21 protein-coding genes and 1 other annotated feature are annotated in these 17,590 nt (G+C 36.6%); of the genes, 10 read left to right on the forward strand and 11 right to left on the reverse strand.

The features are described from left to right. Nucleotides 1-269 precede the first annotated feature (269 nt). The 3 genes from BG05_RS25215 (at nucleotide 270) to BG05_RS25225 (ending at nucleotide 2,323) form a co-directional block, all read left to right on the forward strand. Complete coding sequence (locus BG05_RS25215; RefSeq protein ID WP_002125921.1) at nucleotides 270-650, forward strand: DUF3899 domain-containing protein; 381 nt, start codon at nucleotides 270-272, stop codon at nucleotides 648-650. 105 nt (nucleotides 651-755) lie between these two features. Next, nucleotides 756-973 (forward strand) — a binding site (T-box leader). A gap of 74 nt (nucleotides 974-1,047) precedes the next feature. Next, complete coding sequence (trpS, locus tag BG05_RS25220) at nucleotides 1,048-2,037, forward strand: tryptophan--tRNA ligase (RefSeq protein WP_000110999.1); 990 nt, start codon at nucleotides 1,048-1,050, stop codon at nucleotides 2,035-2,037. A gap of 76 nt (nucleotides 2,038-2,113) precedes the next feature. Then, complete coding sequence (locus tag BG05_RS25225) at nucleotides 2,114-2,323, forward strand: hypothetical protein (protein WP_003187948.1); 210 nt, start codon at nucleotides 2,114-2,116, stop codon at nucleotides 2,321-2,323. On the opposite strand, the gene BG05_RS25230 is transcribed toward BG05_RS25225, so the two are convergent. The 7 genes from BG05_RS25230 to BG05_RS25260 form a co-directional block, all read right to left on the reverse strand. Next, nucleotides 2,320-3,066 (reverse strand): YjbA family protein, encoded by a 747-nt coding sequence (locus tag BG05_RS25230; protein ID WP_002030367.1) that lies wholly within the window; start codon nucleotides 3,064-3,066, stop codon nucleotides 2,320-2,322. The two genes, BG05_RS25225 and BG05_RS25230, sit on opposite strands and share 4 nt — an antisense overlap. Nucleotides 3,067-3,207: 141 nt before the next feature. Beyond that, nucleotides 3,208-3,999, reverse strand: coding sequence for a DUF2268 domain-containing putative Zn-dependent protease (locus tag BG05_RS25235; protein ID WP_003187941.1), 792 nt, complete (start codon nucleotides 3,997-3,999; stop codon nucleotides 3,208-3,210). Between the two features lie 115 nt (nucleotides 4,000-4,114). Then, entirely contained in the window at nucleotides 4,115-5,353 is a 1,239-nt protein-coding gene (gene fabF, locus BG05_RS25240; protein WP_002030364.1) for a beta-ketoacyl-ACP synthase II, read from the reverse strand. Between the two features lie 31 nt (nucleotides 5,354-5,384). Further along, nucleotides 5,385-6,317 (reverse strand): beta-ketoacyl-ACP synthase III, encoded by a 933-nt coding sequence (gene fabH / locus BG05_RS25245; RefSeq protein WP_001100550.1) that lies wholly within the window; start codon nucleotides 6,315-6,317, stop codon nucleotides 5,385-5,387. A 433-nt stretch (nucleotides 6,318-6,750) separates the two neighbouring features. Next, the gene (locus tag BG05_RS25250) at nucleotides 6,751-6,927 is read right to left on the reverse strand and encodes a ComZ family protein (protein WP_002011319.1); all 177 of its coding nucleotides are present in this window, start codon (nucleotides 6,925-6,927) and stop codon (nucleotides 6,751-6,753) included. 64 nt (nucleotides 6,928-6,991) lie between these two features. After that, nucleotides 6,992-7,864 carry an NAD-dependent epimerase/dehydratase family protein gene (locus BG05_RS25255; protein ID WP_002086991.1) on the reverse strand — a complete coding sequence of 291 codons (873 nt, stop codon included), beginning with the start codon at nucleotides 7,862-7,864 and terminating at the stop codon, nucleotides 6,992-6,994. A 29-nt stretch (nucleotides 7,865-7,893) separates the two neighbouring features. Then, nucleotides 7,894-8,628 (reverse strand): lipase family protein, encoded by a 735-nt coding sequence (locus BG05_RS25260; protein WP_002030268.1) that lies wholly within the window; start codon nucleotides 8,626-8,628, stop codon nucleotides 7,894-7,896. 155 nt (nucleotides 8,629-8,783) lie between these two features. Between BG05_RS25260 and BG05_RS25265 the strand changes: the two genes are divergently transcribed. Then, a complete protein-coding gene (locus BG05_RS25265; protein WP_001211111.1) occupies nucleotides 8,784-8,966 on the forward strand; it encodes a YjzD family protein in 183 nt (60 codons plus the stop codon). A gap of 33 nt (nucleotides 8,967-8,999) precedes the next feature. On the opposite strand, the gene clpB is transcribed toward BG05_RS25265, so the two are convergent. Together clpB and BG05_RS25275 are read right to left on the reverse strand one after the other, a co-directional pair. Then, nucleotides 9,000-11,600 (reverse strand): ATP-dependent chaperone ClpB, encoded by a 2,601-nt coding sequence (clpB, locus tag BG05_RS25270; protein WP_003187936.1) that lies wholly within the window; start codon nucleotides 11,598-11,600, stop codon nucleotides 9,000-9,002. A 172-nt stretch (nucleotides 11,601-11,772) separates the two neighbouring features. Beyond that, nucleotides 11,773-11,952: a YjzC family protein gene (locus BG05_RS25275; RefSeq protein ID WP_000531422.1), complete on the reverse strand. Its 180-nt coding sequence runs from the start codon at nucleotides 11,950-11,952 to the stop codon at nucleotides 11,773-11,775. 490 nt (nucleotides 11,953-12,442) lie between these two features. On the opposite strand from BG05_RS25275, the gene BG05_RS25280 reads away from it, so the two are divergent. From BG05_RS25280 to BG05_RS25290, 3 genes are all read left to right on the forward strand, one after another. Then, nucleotides 12,443-13,252: a Cof-type HAD-IIB family hydrolase gene (locus BG05_RS25280; RefSeq protein ID WP_002030271.1), complete on the forward strand. Its 810-nt coding sequence runs from the start codon at nucleotides 12,443-12,445 to the stop codon at nucleotides 13,250-13,252. 105 nt (nucleotides 13,253-13,357) lie between these two features. Continuing rightward, complete coding sequence (locus tag BG05_RS25285) at nucleotides 13,358-13,498, forward strand: hypothetical protein (RefSeq protein ID WP_000516816.1); 141 nt, start codon at nucleotides 13,358-13,360, stop codon at nucleotides 13,496-13,498. After that, complete coding sequence (locus tag BG05_RS25290) at nucleotides 13,499-13,696, forward strand: DUF3813 domain-containing protein (RefSeq protein WP_002011309.1); 198 nt, start codon at nucleotides 13,499-13,501, stop codon at nucleotides 13,694-13,696. A 26-nt stretch (nucleotides 13,697-13,722) separates the two neighbouring features. On the opposite strand, the gene BG05_RS25295 is transcribed toward BG05_RS25290, so the two are convergent. Continuing rightward, the gene (locus tag BG05_RS25295) at nucleotides 13,723-14,580 is read right to left on the reverse strand and encodes a YitT family protein (protein ID WP_002125914.1); all 858 of its coding nucleotides are present in this window, start codon (nucleotides 14,578-14,580) and stop codon (nucleotides 13,723-13,725) included. Nucleotides 14,581-14,680: 100 nt separating this feature from the next. Here BG05_RS25295 and BG05_RS30245 point away from each other — a divergent pair, with 100 nt between their 5' ends. Both BG05_RS30245 and prsA read left to right on the forward strand, forming a co-directional pair. Beyond that, nucleotides 14,681-14,812: a DUF3941 domain-containing protein gene (locus BG05_RS30245; protein ID WP_001120851.1), complete on the forward strand. Its 132-nt coding sequence runs from the start codon at nucleotides 14,681-14,683 to the stop codon at nucleotides 14,810-14,812. A 130-nt stretch (nucleotides 14,813-14,942) separates the two neighbouring features. Then, entirely contained in the window at nucleotides 14,943-15,800 is an 858-nt protein-coding gene (prsA, locus tag BG05_RS25300; protein ID WP_003187925.1) for a peptidylprolyl isomerase PrsA, read from the forward strand. A 148-nt stretch (nucleotides 15,801-15,948) separates the two neighbouring features. Here the strand turns inward: prsA and BG05_RS25305 are convergent, their stop codons facing one another. Then, the gene (locus BG05_RS25305) at nucleotides 15,949-16,803 is read right to left on the reverse strand and encodes a CvfB family protein (protein ID WP_002011240.1); all 855 of its coding nucleotides are present in this window, start codon (nucleotides 16,801-16,803) and stop codon (nucleotides 15,949-15,951) included. Nucleotides 16,804-17,087: 284 nt separating this feature from the next. Between BG05_RS25305 and BG05_RS25310 the strand changes: the two genes are divergently transcribed. Next, complete coding sequence (locus tag BG05_RS25310; RefSeq protein WP_002030284.1) at nucleotides 17,088-17,579, forward strand: YajQ family cyclic di-GMP-binding protein; 492 nt, start codon at nucleotides 17,088-17,090, stop codon at nucleotides 17,577-17,579. Nucleotides 17,580-17,590: the final 11 nt, after the last annotated feature.

Genomic DNA, 17,590 nt, shown 5'->3' on the forward strand with positions numbered 1-17,590 from the left:
GTAGAATTGAAAGAATAATCTCCAAGTTTCTACAATTTTCATTATACATATAATATGACGATTGTGAATATAGTTTTTTGTTTTTTTGTTAAAATTTTTAATAAAATGTTTATATTTTAAATTTTTTGTAAAGGGATACGGTAACATTGCTACCATCATCTTGAAATTAGAACCTCAATTGCGTATAATTTTCAAAAAATTATTTATATTACTTATTATAACTTTTATAGTATAATAATTCTAGTAATATTTTGACGGAGGGGAATATTTTGAATAAAGTTTTTTTTCATACTTGTATACTATTTTTGGTTGCGATAATCGCTTCTAGTGTGGGCGCATTCCTCGTTTCATCTCATTTTTTGTTGAATTTTGTCAACATCTCATTCTATATTGCATTGTTTTTTATTCTTATAGGTGGTTTTTTATTCATATTTCAAAACGGATTTTTTAACGTAACAATTTACGCATTCCAAAGAGTATTTGGTACGAATAAAAAAATTGACTCTTTAATTGAAGAAGCAGAGGAACCTATCGATAAGAAAGAACGTATTTATAAAACATATTCATTCAAATGGACGTATCCGATTTGTATTACCGGTATCGTACTTGGGTTGTTCTCGATCCTCATTAGCTTTACTATTTTGATGTAGTTTGCAAACACTATTCCATATGATATAATAATCAGCAAAACATTTTGTTATAAAACTTTAGTTCTTTCATATTAAAAGAGCTTAGGTAACAATAAATAAATTTATATGTATGCGATGATAAAGAAGAGTACATATTGGGGCAATTTCAGAGAGCTTGTGGCTGGTGTGAACAAGTAATTGTACAGTATGGAATGGGCTTTTGAGCACCAAACCGAACCGAAAGTAGTAGGCTTTGGCGTTATATCCAGACGTTATTATGGATCTTGAGAGATTTCACAGCTGTGAAATAATTAGGGTGGTACCGCGGTCCATTCGTCCCTATGTAATTTGGGATGAATGGGCTTTTTTGTATGCCTTCTCTTCCCCATCGCACATTCAATTTTAGGAGGAATTACTTATGTCAGTTATCTTTTCTGGTATTCAGCCAAGCGGAACAATTACACTTGGAAACTATTTAGGAGCTATGAAGCAATTTACAGAGCTTCAAAATGAACACGACTGTTATTTCTGTATTGTAAACCAACATGCGATTACAGTACCTCAAGATCCCGTACAACTTCGTAAAAACATTCGCAGTCTTGCTGCACTTTATGTAGCATGTGGCATCGATCCTGAAAAAGCTACTTTATTTGTACAATCAGAAGTACCAGCACACGCTCAACTAGGATGGATTATGCAATCAGTTGCTTACGTTGGAGAATTAGAGCGTATGACGCAATATAAAGATAAATCTTCTGGTAGAGATTCAGTTCCAGCTGGATTACTAACGTATCCACCATTAATGGCTGCTGATATTTTACTTTACAACACTGAAATCGTACCTGTTGGTGATGATCAAAAACAACATATGGAATTAACACGCGACCTAGCAGAGCGTTTCAACAAACGCTTCCGTGAAGTGTTCACTGTTCCTGAAATTCGTATTCCAAAAGTAGGAGCTCGCGTTATGTCATTAACAGAACCTACGAAAAAAATGAGTAAATCTGATCCGAATCCAAAAGCAATGATCAGTATGCTTGATGAACCAAAAACAATTGAAAAGAAAATTAAAAGTGCTGTAACTGATTCTGAAGGTATCGTGAAATTTGATAAAGAAAACAAACCTGGAATCTCTAACTTATTAACAATCTACTCTTCATTCTCTGGAAAAACAGTTGAAGAAATAGAAGCAATGTACGAAGGAAAAGGATACGGAGACTTCAAAGGCGACCTAGCACAAGTAGTCGTAGAAGCAATTCGTCCAATCCAAGACAAATATAACGAACTAATCAACTCACCAGAACTAGACGAAATTCTAGACAAAGGTGCAGAAAAAGCAAACCGCGTTGCATTCAAACAACTACGCAAAGTAGAAAACGCAATGGGATTAAGTAGAAAACGTAGGTAACTTATAAAGCGGAGGCAGCTCGTTCAGCTCTGACTGGCTAAGGTTCTTTCGCATAGAAGACGCTTTTTGTCTTCTTATGCAGAAGGTTCTTAGACACGAAGAGCTTGCTGCCAGAGCTGGATTACTACAAAAAGCGGAAGCGGCTCGTTTAGAATGTGAGGGGGATGGAGCTCCTGACGTAGAGGCGGGTTTTGCCTCGCAGGAAGGCGCGAAGCCACCGAACATTCTTGCCGCTGGAGCTAAGTTACAACAAATTAAAAAAACCGCCAATTGGCGGTTTTTTTAATTTACCTTCTGCTCATTTTCCATTTCCCATAACTTTTCAAAAAACGGCTGTCCTTTTACAAGGCGCTCACATAATTGCTCGTGCTTCTCAGACCATCCAGTTTTCGCTTCATCATAAAGTTTAGCCCAAACATCTTCAAACTCCATATGTTGGACCATTCCGTACGCTGATGGATCCCACTCTGTGAACCAATAGCGAATTTCAGCTGGATTTTTCGTTGTATGTAATTGATCTAATGCCATAAATAATAATTGTTTTAACTGTCTTTCTTTACGAGTTAGGCCGTTCATAATGAAAGGCGACGGTGATAAAATATGATGTTCTTTTTCAATCTCTTCCACTTGGAACTCATACTTTTCTGCTTGCACATTCTCTACCATCTCATATACCATCTGTTCTTGACGCGGTATAAGCCTACTTTTTCTAATTGGCACATTATAGCCGATTGAATCAATCGCAATAATTCCTTTTCCATCTGTAACTACAAAACAATATTCTTGTTGCAAACGTTCGTGATTTTTACGAATATAAGCCTTATGATATACGTCTTCCAATAATTTTTGCGGAAGCTCTAATAATTCGTTCTCGATGTAATGATATAATGTGGCATCTACTTTTAATAATGGCACTTGATCTAATAGCTCAATCGTATCATCTTTCCGCCATTCGTAAAAATGACAAACGTTATACCCATTCTCTTCACCTTCAAACCAATTTACCCATACATCATGTAGATATAACATTCACTACCCCTCACTTCACTACTGTTTGTACCAATCATTATGTTCAGTTTTGCTTAACTTTATTCCACTTGAGGAAATATATTCTAATTATTATTTTTTCTTCTATAATATTAAAAAAACAGGAGATAGCTCCCCTGTTTTTCATGAAACATGAAATGTATTTGCTTTATTCAATATTTCTTTCGCATCTATAGATAATAAAGAAAGTGTATTTTCTCCTTCAAATGCTACACAATCTTTCACAATATGAAATCCAAGTGCATAGCCAAGCATTTTCGGATACGAGTGCAGTCCATTTAATAAAACATCGTGCTCCCTCGTACCTCTCTTTACGCCTATTCGTTCTTGTATTGAATTCCTCCAATAATAAATAGCATCTTCTTTTGAAATGTAAGTAGTCCACGGTGCGCTTCTTTTTTCTGTATACCTTTCATACACAGCTTGCTCAGCTAACCCTTCCATAATCATCGTATCAAGTAATGTATACTCTGTTTCTTTCGTCTCAATTTGATGTAACCTACATATATGATGGTATTCATGCGTTAATAAAGCTTTTAGTTCCTCTACTGAATTACGTCCACATACGAATAAGAAAATAACGTGACGCATAGATAAGCCAGCCTTCCCGTTATATTCCTCTTGTACAGTTCGATTGTATGAATCTGATAATAAAATAAAGATAGGGACATCTGGACCTTTTAGCCAACCTTTCAATTTTTCATACTCCATGCTAAGTTCTTTCCAAATTTCTTTCTTCTCTAACTCTTTAATTTCCTGCTCCCCCCGCATTACTGGGCGATACATACCTTTAGAGATTAAAAAGCGATACAGCCTCTCTTTTGGCAATGGAATATACTTTGTAAATTTCTCACAAAGCTTCTCTGGACGTCCATAATACAGATGTAACCATTCTGCCGTTTCAACAACCCCCAACCTTCATCCCTCCTTTTCTTATGTATATGCAAAAAAGAAAGGAACGTAAAGGTGATTAAAAATAAATAAGGTGTCTTTTCGTAATACTTTACGAAAAGACACCTTATTGTACATATTATTTATATGCTTTAAATACTAATACTGCGTTATGACCACCGAATCCTAATGAATTACTTAATACAGCTCGCACTTCTTGATGCCTCGCTGTATTTGGTACGTAATCTAAATCACATTCTGGATCTGGTGTTTCATAGTTAATCGTCGGAGGAATTACTCCGTCTGTAATTGATTTAATAGAGAAGATCGCTTCAACAGCACCAGCTGCTCCTAATAAATGACCTGTCATTGATTTCGTTGAGCTAATCGCTACTTTATATGCATGCTCACCGAAAGTTTCTTTAATTGCCATCGTTTCATACTTTTCATTTGCATCTGTACTTGTACCATGTGCATTAATGTAATCAATATCTTTTGGCTCTAGACCTGCATCAGCTAAAGCTTGACGCATCGCACGAACTCCGCCTTCACCGCCAGGAGCAGGCATTGTAATATGGAACGCATCACCAGTTGCACCGTAACCAGCAATTTCCGCATAAATGTGAGCACCACGTGCTAATGCGTGCTCTAATTCTTCAAGAATAAGAATTCCTGATCCTTCACCCATTACGAAACCGCTACGATTTTTATCGAATGGGCGGCAAGCCGTTGCTGGATCTTCATTGAATGTTAATGCTTTCGCTGAGCTAAACCCAGCGAATGCCATACTTGTTAATGGCGCTTCTGCTCCGCCTGTTATCATCGCATCAGCATCACCGCGCTGGATTACTTTAAACGCATCACCAATTGAGTTTGCTCCAGATGCACAAGCTGTTACAGAGCAAGTATTAATTCCTTTCGCTCCTGTAGCGATTGACACTTGACCTGCTGCCATATCTGGAATCATCATTGGTACGAAGAATGGGCTCACGCGGCGCGGACCTTTTTCAGTAAAAATCTTAAATTGTTCTTCGTATGTTTCCATACCACCAATACCAGAACCAACCCATACACCAATGCGTGGTGCATTTTCTTCTGTAATTTCAAGCTTCGCATCCGCAACTGCCATTTTCGCTGCTGCTACTGCATATTGCGTAAAGCGGTCCATACGGCGCGCTTCTTTTTTATCTATATATTTTTCGACTTCAAAGTCGTTAATTTCTGCTGCTACTTTTGCAGGAATTTGTTCTGAATCTATTCTTGTAAGTCGTCCGATTCCGGATACACCGTTTTTAATGTTTTCCCAAGCTGTTTCAACATCTGTTCCGATCGGTGTAACAGCTCCTAGCCCTGTAATTACGACCCTCTTTTTTTCCATACAAAATACACTCCTTTTTTTCTCTCAGTCCTTATTTACCCCAACGAAGAGCTACTGCTCCCCATGTTAACCCGCCGCCAAAACCGACTAGTATAATTAAATCACCATCTTGAATACGTCCATTTTGCAATTCCTCTACCATTGCAATTGGAATTGAAGAAGCCGATGTATTACCGAACTTTTCAATTGTCATACTCATTTTTTCTTTCGGTAAATTTAATCTTTCTCTTGCAGATTCCATAATACGAATATTCGCTTGATGTGGTACTAAGAAGTCCACATCCTCTTTCGTAAGTCCCGCTTTTTCTAACACGCGAAGACAGGAATCACCAAGTTGGCGAACAGCAAATTTAAAGACTTCTCTGCCGTTCATCATAACATACTCGTCTTGATAAAGATGCTTACCGCCACTTCCGTCCGCTCCTAATTCAAAAGAAAGTACACCTTTTCCTTCCGAAACAGCTCCCATTACGATAGCACCTGCTCCGTCCCCAAATAGTACTGCTGTATTTCGATCGTTCCAGTCTACAATTTTAGATAGTTTGTCACTACCAACTACTAATACATTTTTATAAGTTCCCGTTTGAATAAATTGCTGCGCTGTAATCATTCCGTACATAAAGCCAGCACATGCTGCACTTAAATCCATTGCTGCTGCGTGTTTTGCGCCAATTGCTTCTTGGATTACACAAGCTACTGCTGGGAATGCGCGATCTGGCGTTACTGTTGCCACTAAAATAAGATCGATATCCTCTCCGCTAATCCCGGCATCTTCAAGTGCTTTTTTAGAAGCCTCTACCGCCATATATGAAGTATCTATTGTATCATCGGCAATGCGTCTTTCTGCAATTCCCGTTCTCGTACGAATCCATTCATCAGATGTATCTACGATTTTCTCTAAATCGTGATTTGTGACTACTTTTTCTGGCACATATCTTCCGATCCCTAAAATGCCCACGTTCACATCGCAGCCCTCCGTTTTATATCAATTATTATGACTTGGTACTAATTTTAAAACATAAATGTACTTTTGTCTAGAATATATTTCAGCTAAAAAAATAAGACAGCGTATTACTAACTTTATTTTTCATTAAAAGAAACAGAAAAATCCCTATCCTTTCAAAAGATAAACTTCCCAATACTTTTGACCTTACTCCGCTCGCAACAAAAAAAGCCCTTACCGCTTCTATCCACAGCTCGAGCCTCTCTCCCATCAAAAAAGAAGGATTTGGTTTTATTCTTTATCTGCTTTCCCTTCAAAACTAAGACCTTCTCCTCATAACCTTTCCCTTTAACCTCATCATCTCTCTGGTCTTACCTCGCTCGAAATAAAAAAAGGCCCTTACCGCTTCTATCCACGGTTCGAGCCTCTCTTCCATCAAAAAAGAAGGGTTTTTTTATTCTTTATCTGCTTTCCCAAGCTCATATGCTTCGCCCATTACTTTCATCAATAGCTCTAACACCGGCTGTGCTTTCTCCATATCAAGTGCAATTCCATTAGAATCTAAAATTGCCTTTGCTTCTGGTAAATGCTTCATTGCGATTTGTAAAAATTGCATACTTTTTTCGTTCATGTAATCTCTTCCTCTCCATTAAAGCTTTTCAATCAATTATCCATACAATAGTGTAACATGCATGCTACCCTTCGTATAACTCTTTATATTTTTTCATATGTGCCAATTGTTTATTTAAACCGAATTCTACTGGTGTATTTTTTTGAATAGAAATAACCTCTACAGCTTCATCCCTTACTTCCACATTTTTGTTATTTACTTTATCATCTGCATGTAAAAGACTCATACCTTTTTCCCATAACTCTTCTTTTCCACTAAGTAAATTATATATACCGAGGTGTTTTACATTCATTCCATTTTCCCATAAATATTCACATACATCTTCAACGTAAAGTAAATCACTTCCTTTTTCTCCATTTATACAACGGCACTCTTTTTCATCAAGTTCTGATAAAATAAGCTGATGATACATCATAAACGACGGTTGCCACGGCCCATATAATGTAGGAACTCGATATGCACTATATTGTAATTCGCCTTTTTTCAACCCTTCTTCCACTTTCGAAAATAGATGTTTGTTTTCGGATTCTTCAGTGCTTCCTATTTCAATAGAAGAAATTAGATTTAACTTTACTTTATTTTTTTCACACATCCTTACGATTCGTTTTAAATATTGTAATATGACCCTTTCATTCCGAAATCCACTTTGCTGATTCGGCTCATACAAGCAAAAATAAACTGTATCGAAACTCTCTTCCTCTACCGATCGCCATCCATCTTCATCCCTTATAGAATAGTACGTAAATAACGCATTCCGCCCAATCAACAATAATTTCTCTTCATTAATTTTTGTCATACTATCAAATTCATCAAAATCAAGACCATATACTTCTACTTCTTCTGCAATCATTTTATTCACAAGGTGATAACCTACAAACGTAAGTGCACCTATAATCAGCACGCGTTTCATACCACCAACCCTTTCCCCTTGAAACAAATAGCTCCTCATTTATGTATATGGGAGCTTCACAATTCTTCTTCATATTTTTTAAAGAAATCAGTCGTTTGTCTAACCATTTTATATTTCACATCTTGCAGATGGAATAAAACAGAAGTATCGCATTGATTGAATTGCCTCATTTTCTCGTATTTACGTAACAATTGTTTTCTTCCTCTTTTTTCCTGTGTTGAGACAAAAACTTTAACAGGTACACAAGACGGCAGAAGCGCAAATGATTTCTTATTTATTTTTGATTCTAATTCTTCTTCTTTGGAATCATACGCCAAACTTAATTCCTTCACTAATCTTTTGTAAAAAAACTTATGCTCTTTCTCAAAATCCACATATTCTGGTAAATCTAAACACGGATTTAACATAACGACAGAACGTATACATTCAGGGTATTTGTTCATCATCTCCAGTGCTACAAGCGCTCCCATACCATCTGCCATAATGTGCATTTTCGCATTCAACGTCTCTTTTCTTAGAACGACATCATACAAACGTTTTGCAAGACGAACAGCTCGATCGTTTCCCCAATGCCTTCCGTATAAGTTAGATGAAAAGACCGTATATCCTTTTTCAATAAGGCCCTGTAAAAAATAAGCTCTCCCTGCATGCTGTGTCCATAAACTTGTACCATTCTCAATAAAATAGTTATAATCTCCTAGGAGCATAACAGAAAATCCATTTGGCTTTTCTGGTAAATAAATTACACATGGTTCTTTTTCTAAGTAAAAAAAACGTTCCGTAATACTCATTTTTCCCCCGCCTTATTTTCTAAACGTATAAAAGTACTCTTTATAATGTATGAACAGAATGCAAATTTGCGTTGAAAAATCTACAAATATTTTTCTATATTCTTTTTTCAATTGTGTTACAATAAGGACAGATTGAACGAATAGAGGTGTAAAATATGCGTTTCATTTGGGCATTAATTTGGTCGTTCGCACTTGTACATATGATGAGCTATGTAATCGGCTCTATGACTGGCGGTACATACGATTTTAACCAAGCGTCTATTTTCTCAGTTGTTCTTGCGGTATTAGTATTGGCGATTGCAGCTGCGATTCCAAACGAGCCAGTAGAACAACACTAAAAAAAGAGTCCGGATTTTATCCGAACTCTTTTTTTACTTCACGCGCACGACTAATTCGTTATTTTCTACATCAACCACTACGTGACTATTGTCAGTAATCACTCCTGCAATTAATTCTCTCGCTAATTTCGTCTCAACTTGACGCTGTACGTATCGTTTTAACGGACGAGCTCCGTACAGCGGATCGAATCCAGCTTCTACAACAAATTCTTTTGCAGATTCCGTCAATTCTAATGATATGTGGCGATCTGCTAAACGCCCTTGTAATTCTTGTACAATCTTATCAACAATACCTTTAATTTCATTCCTTGTAAGAGGTTTGAATAAAATAATTTCATCGACACGGTTTAAGAATTCTGGTCGGAAATGTCCTCTTAATTGTCCCATTACAAGTTCTCTTGACTCTTCTTTAATAGAACCATCTTCTTCTAGCCCTTCTAATAAGTGAGCAGATCCAATATTTGAAGTCATAATAATAACCGTATTTTTAAAGTCTACTGTACGTCCTTGTGAATCTGTAATGCGGCCATCGTCTAACATTTGTAATAAAATGTTGAATACTTCTGGATGTGCTTTTTCGATTTCATCTAACAAAATAACAGAATACGGTTTACGTCTTACTGCTTCTGTTAATTGACCACCTTCTTCATATCCAACATATCCAGGAGGCGCTCCAATTAAGCGTGACACCGCGTGTTTCTCCATATACTCAGACATATCGATACGAATCATTTGCTCTTCACTGTCAAATAATGTTTGCGCTAACGTTTTTGCAAGCTCAGTTTTACCAACACCTGTAGGGCCTAAGAAAATAAATGAACCAATTGGACGATTCGGATCTTTAATACCAGCGCGAGCACGAAGTACTGCGTCTGATACAAGGCTTACCGCTTCCTCTTGACCGATAACACGCTCTGATAAAATTTGTTCAAGACGTAATAATTTCTCACGTTCACCTTCAACGAGTTTTGCGACAGGAATACCAGTCCACCTTGAAACAATGTCTGCAATTTCTTCTTCACTTACTTCCTCGCGTAATAAACGATTCTCTTGTTTATTATGTGCACCCATCTCTTCCGCTTCTTTTAACTCTTTTTCGATAGCTGGAATTTTCCCGTGGCGAAGCTCAGCTGCTTTATTTAAATCGTAATTTCCTTCTGCTTCTTCTAACTCACGGCGCAAGCGCTCTAAATGTTCACGTAAGTCACGCACTTTATGAATGTCTTCTTTTTCTTTCTCCCATTTCGCTCTCATACTACTTGCAACTTCTTTTAAATCCGATAATTCACGTTGCAATGTTTTTAGGCGCTCTTGACTACCTAAGTCCTTTTCTTTCCCAAGAGCAGCTTCTTCAATTTCCAGCTGCATAATGCGGCGCGTTACTTCATCTAGTTCTGTTGGCATAGAATCAATTTCTGTTCGAATTGTTGCACAAGCTTCATCAACAAGATCAATTGCTTTATCGGGCAAGAAACGATCCGAAATATATCGATCTGATAAAACAGATGCCGCTACAATCGCGCGATCATGAATATTTACACCGTGATAAATTTCAAAACGCTCTTTTAAACCACGTAAAATGGAAATTGTATCCTCAACAGTTGGCTCTTCTGCTAACACTTGTTGGAAACGTCTTTCTAACGCTGGATCTTTCTCAATATATTTACGGTATTCATCTAATGTCGTTGCCCCGATACAATGCAGTTCACCACGCGCTAGCATTGGTTTTAACATATTTCCCGCATCCATCGCTCCTTCTGTTTTACCAGCGCCGACGATTGTATGAAGTTCATCAATGAATAATAAAATGCGACCTTCACTCTTTTTAATTTCATTTAATACAGCTTGCAGACGTTCTTCAAACTCACCGCGGAATTTTGCTCCGGCCACAAGTGCACTCATATCTAAAGCGAAAATTGTTCTATCTTTTAATCCTTCTGGGACATCTTTTTTCACAATACGCTGCGCTAACCCTTCAACGATTGCTGTTTTACCAACACCTGGCTCTCCGATTAAAACGGGGTTATTTTTCGTTTTGCGTGAAAGAATGCGGATCACGCGGCGAATTTCACTATCTCTGCCAATTACAGGATCAATTTTCCCCGCTCTTACTTCAGCCACTAAATCACGGCCATATTTTTCTAACGCTTCATAAGTTGCTTCTGGATTTTGACTAGTCACTCTTTGATTCCCCCGAACTGTCATTAAAGACTGTAATAAGTTATCTTTCGTAATATAAAATTTTGCGAATAATTGATTTATATCGCCTTTTTCTTCAGAAAAAGCAAGTAATACATGTTCGATTGAAATGTAGTCATCTCGCAATTTCTCCGCTTCTTTTCCTGCTCTTACAAGCAGTTGTTGCAAAGCACCTGTTACATATAATTTCCCTGCCTCTGCCCCGCTTCCAGTTACAGAAGGCTTTTTCTTAATTAAACTTTCTACACCTTGCTTTAACGCTTCTATATCGACATTCATTTTTTGAAAAATACGTACTGTTAATCCGTCTTGCTGCTCTAATAACGTAAGCAATAGATGAACAGTATCTACTTCTTGATGATGATGAGATACCGCTAAAGATTGAGCACTCATAATCGCTTCCTGTGTTTTCGTTGTCATTTGATTTAAGTCCATCTTTACAGCCCTCCAAATGTTTGACTTTCTTTGACCTTTGATTTGATTATACGCCAACTGACTTTTTTATACAATAATTTTGCTTATGTAGTTCAAACTTATTATTGGAAAAAGAAAAAAGTAACATTCATTTTCCTAATCAAAAAAGCCGCAATAACGATTGCGGCTTCTGTTACGGTTTTCTTTTATATGTCCACTGACGGTTATGATTCGTGTTATCTGGAAACTTTTCACCGGCAGTTAATTGTACCATTTGCGGATTTTTCACCATACTTCCCGTTTCACCAATTTCTACGTAAATGCCATCATTTGGCGCCTTTTGCCCTGAACGAAACCTGCGATTTTGTCCCATTTCCATTCTCCTTCCATGACGTCTTGCCTCGTTAGTATATCCATTTTAAAAGAAAGCTTTTCTGTCATGTTTAGGAAACAAGTACTACGGTTTACCCATGTACATATATATAATTACACAAGCTTAAGCAGGAATTATTGGCATATTTGTTGAAAAAAAAGAAACCAACCTACTTTAGGCCAGTTTCAAAGGAGAGTCAAACATATACGAGAAGATTACATGTTCATTATAAGTCGCATCATTCAAACAATGTAACCCTTTTCACAAATTGTACATAATGAAAGAAACATTGTTTGAACTTTCTAAAAAGATATTGACTTTTCCTAATTTCCAACGAGAAATAGTAGACACCACAGCGCTTCGCGACGTAAGATGGATATATAGTGAAACTTTCATCTACAGTAGTTTCACCCAGTCTAACCTCTTATTTCTGCATATTAAAAACGGAAATACAGATAGAATCAAAAAATTTATTATAAGAGGTGAAATTATGAACAAACAACATTTAATCGCATTAGACTTAGACGGAACTTTATTAACAGACAACAAAATAATTTCTCCAAGAACGAAAAACACAATTGCAAAAGCAAAAGAACAAGGACATATTGTCGTTATTTCAACAGGGCGTCCATTCCGCGCTAGTTACGATTATTATAAAGAACTTAGCCTTAACACACCAATCGTAAACTTTAATGGAGCTTACGTGCATCATCCTCTTGATTCAAGTTGGGGAACACATCACTCTCCTCTTGAACTTTCAACAGCGCAAGAAATCGTCCGAGCTTGCTTTGATTTCGGCGTGAAAAATGTCTATGCTGAAGTCATCGATGATGTGTATGTCCGTGAAATTGATGAAGATAAAAAACATATTTTTGAATTCGGTTCTCCAAAGATTTTCACAGGAGATTTATTAAATATTTTAAACGACCATCCAACTTGCTTATTAATCGATGCACATGACGAGCATTCTGCTGCAATTCGCCAACATTTAACAGATATGCATGCTGAAGTCATCGACCATAGAAAATGGGGTGCGCCTTGGCCAATTATTGAAATTGTAAAAAGCGGATTAAATAAAGCTGTCGGATTACAAAAAATTTCAGGCCATTATAATATTCCTAAAGAGCGAATTATCGCTTTTGGTGATGAGGATAACGACTTTGAAATGATCGAATTTGCTGGTCATGGAATCGCAATGGGTAATGCGATTCCTGAATTAAAATCACTTGCAAATCATACGACATTAACGAATGAAGAAGATGGTATCGCTCTATATTTAGAAGAGGTTCTTGGATTGTAATCTAAAAATTCCCTGCTTATAGTTTCTCGCCAAACGCTCATACTATTATTAGACGCAAGAGAAAGCGCGTCAATTGTTTTCAGCTAAATAAAGGGGGTTTTTCGAATGGGTAAAAAGAACAAATCAAAGCGTTTTATCCAGCAAGGAGCCGATGCTGTTATGAAGCATGATGCAAGATTCCCGTACAGAGGTACATTAGCTGAGGCAGAAAAAGCGAGAAGTAACTCTTCATTTGGAGGGGTTTAAATGGGGAACTTACTATTCCAACAAGCTAGAGACGCTGTTTCAAGTGCCGTTTCTTGTTCAAGTGGCGCTGAACAACAGGAACTCGTTTATAGAGCAAAAAACTCTTTGCACTCTGCTTATGCAAACTCTTCAACTGCTGAAAAAGTTCAGCTACGTGAAATGCAGGAGCAATTGCAAAACATTACGAATTCGCATTAAAAAAGGAGGACCAGCTTTGGTCCTCCTTAATCTTTTCTAAACAATCCAAACACACCGACCGTTTGCAGTATATTTGTAAATGCACCTGGGTCCACTTGTTTAATAACCCTCTCTAATTCGTACAACTCGTAACGAGTAATAACAATCATTAACATTTCTTTATTTTCATTTGTATAAGCACCTGTTGCTGGTATAGTTGTAATCCCCCTCACTAAGCGAGAGTGAATCGCTTTTCGCACATCTGCCCCGTTCTTTGTAACAATTAATGCCGTAATCTTCACATGACGGGTATGAATCGCATCAATAATTCTCGTTGATACATACAAAGTGACTAAAGTATATAATGCCTTTTCCCATCCATACACGTAGCCAGCAGCGATAATGATAAGTGCATTAAAGAAGAAAAAATACGTGCCGACAGGCTTATCTTTTATTTTTGATAAAATCATAGCAATAATATCTAGACCACCTGTAGAAGCCCCCCACTTTAAAGCAACCCCTACCCCAATCGCTGAAATAATCCCACCAAAAATCGCATTCAATATAATATCGTGCGAAACCGCTCTAACTGGGATAATTTCTAAAAACAAAGTCATAAATACAACACAAAGAAAACTAAAAAATGTAAAGGCCTTCCCAACCTTTTTCCACGCTAAAATAACGACAGGAATATTAAACAAACTAAACAATACCCCCGTAGATATATGAATAGATAAAAAGTCACCTAATATTTGTGACAATAATTGAGACAATCCAGCAAAACCACTCGCATACACTTTCGCTGGTGTTAAAAATAAATTCATCCCAATCGCATTTAATAAACCCGCAATAATTACAACGACTAACTTCTTAATAAGTTCAGTATAATTCAGCTTCAAATCCATTTCTAATCCACCTTTAGTATTCATGAATGCACCGCTATACATAGTCTTTACGAAAAAGGAAATGATAAACATACAACGTTTAGAAATGGAGTTGATACATATGCCACATACTAGCGATAACGACAAAAAAGCACGCGACAATAATGCAAAGCGCACTCAAAAAAATGAACAAGAGCAAAAAAATATTCAGCAAGGAAAACGTGCATATTCTAAGAAAACCGATCACCTTTGATTACATCGTACATCAACGTTAATGTTGATGTACTTTTTTTACATTTTACAGGGAAAAAACATTAAAAATTCACTTCATGTTCACTTCTATATTCTACAATAGCGATAACATATTCGGATGAGGTGTTAGCATGAAAGGAAAAAGTACATTCATTATCACTGCACTAATAAGTATATTAATGCTATCTGCTTGCGGACAAAAAAATGACTCGGCCACAATCGCTACAACAACAAACTCAACCATTACGAAGAGCGATTTCGAAAAACAATTGAAAGATCGATACGGAAAAGACACGCTATACGAAATGGTAGCACAAGATGTTATTACTAAAAAATATAAAGTATCTGATGATGCAGTAGATAAAGAAGTAGAAAAAGCAAAAGATCAATATGGAGAACAATTCAAAGCAACACTAGAAAATAATCGTTTAAAAGATGAAGAAGATTTCAAAAATCAAATTAAATTCAAACTTGCATTGAATGAAGCGATTAAACAAAGCGTTACAGAAAAAGATGTGAAAGACCACTATAAACCAGAAATTAAAGCTAGTCACATTTTAGTAAGTAACGAAAATGAAGCGAAAGAGATAAAGAAGAAATTAGATACCGGCACTTCATTTGAAGAATTAGCAAAACAAGAATCTCAAGATTTAGCATCAAAAGATAATGGCGGAGACCTCGGATACTTCGGGGCAGGAAAAATGACACCTGAATTTGAAAAAGCTGCCTACAAATTAAAGCCCGACCAAATTAGCAATCCCGTAAAATCACCAAACGGCTATCACATTATTAAACTAACTGATAAAAAAGATTTACAACCTTACGATAAAGTGAAAGACTCTATACGTAAAGACTTAGAAGAAGAACGTCTTGCCGACCCTTCCTTCGGTCAAAAATTATTACAAGGTGAATTAAAAAAGGCGGATATTAAAATAAACGATAGTGACTTGAAAGATACATTTTCTCATCTTTTTGGGAAAGAGAACTAAAAAAACGAGGGTGCAAACTTTTTGAACAGTATGCATGATGGTAAATGAGATTGTATCGGCGGTTTTTCGAATATATCGATTTACCGAAAAAAATTAACTATAAAAAAGAGGGGGCTGTTTGAAATAGCCTCCTCTTTTTCCATTCATTTTATTTCTTAAAGTAAGTCCAGCCTTCTTCTTGGTAAATCTTTTCTTCTTTCATCAGTTTACCAAGTGCGCGCTTAAAGGCAGCTTTACTCATATTGAAACGTTCTTTAATGTCTTCTGGGTTGCTCTTATCCCAAAACGGCATCGCTCCGCCTCGTTCTTCCATATATGCATAAAGTACTGCTGCATCATCTTCCATTCCTTCTTCTTTACGAGGAAGAAGTGAAATGTTAATTGTACCGTCATCTTTTACGTCAATAATACGACCTGTTACGCGCTCACCGATGCGGACTTGTTCTTTTCTTTCTGTATGGTGTAAGAAAGCACGGAAATGCTCGTCAGTTAGTATGAATGAACCAACTTGAAGTGAGCGATACACACGTCCATTTACGTTTTTATTACGCATAGATGGCGTTGCATCTACGATAATTTCTTGCATATCACTGTCTCTTGCCGGAAGAGCAATTAAACGATCACGATTCGTTAATTTTAACGTACAATATAATTCGTCGCCTTCTTGAGGCCATACTGGCATATAAATTGGAAACTCATCAAGTGGAATTAGTATATCTTTTGATACACCAATATCAACAAACACACCTAAACTAGGAATAACTTCTACAACCTTTACCCAATTCCAATCATGTGTTGTAATAATTGGTTCCTTCATTGTTGCTGAAATACGATTTTGGTGATCAAGGTATAAGAATACATCAATCGTATCGCCTTCTGCAATTTCTCCAGCTAATTCGTTTTTATGTAGGAAGATTTCTTCCTCTTCGTTTCCAACCATATATCCGATTTCCGTTTCGCGTAAAACAGTTACCTGTTCAATCGATCCTAATTGCAAATACATATTTTTTAATTCCCTTCTCTATATATAAAGTTATCTTTTTTATCATTCCAAACAAAAGTTAATTATAACACGATTTTTCCTTTATTTGTCCAACTGCCCAAAATTCACTATAATTAAATAAAGACTGTATCTATAGGACTATATTCCCCTACGGATGATCCGTCAAAACACTTAAGTTGCAACACTCTATCTAATCGATGTATTTTCCGCTATACTTTAATATGTATATTACATAGCCTATTTAGGTGCATGAAAAGATAGAAATTTATTTGGAGGTGCTAACTATGGCAAAAGAGAGTTCTTTTGACATCGTTTCGAAAGTAGAATTACCTGAAGTAACAAACGCAATTAACATCGCATTAAAGGAAATCCAAAACCGATATGACTTTAAAGGTAGTAAAAGTGATATTAAATTAGAAAAAGAAGTACTTGTTTTAACTTCTGATGACGAGTTCAAATTAGACCAAGTAAAAGACGTTCTAATTTCTAAGCTTGTAAAACGTAACGTTCCAATTAAAAACTTGGACTACGGAAAAGTTGAAACTGCATCTGGTAATACTGTTCGCCAACGTGCAACTCTGCAACAAGGTATCGATAAAGATAACGCGAAAAAAATTAACAACATCATTAAAGAAATGAAATTAAAAGTAAAAACGCAAGTACAAGATGACCAAGTACGCGTAACAGCGAAAAGCCGTGATGACTTACAAGCAGTAATCGCAGCCGTTCGCAGCGTCGACTTACCAATCGACGTACAGTTCATTAACTACCGCTAAGAAAAAAAGAT

Origin of the sequence: Bacillus mycoides, from assembly GCF_000832605.1 — a bacterium.
GTDB classification, from domain to species: Bacteria; Bacillota; Bacilli; order Bacillales; family Bacillaceae_G; genus Bacillus_A; species Bacillus_A mycoides.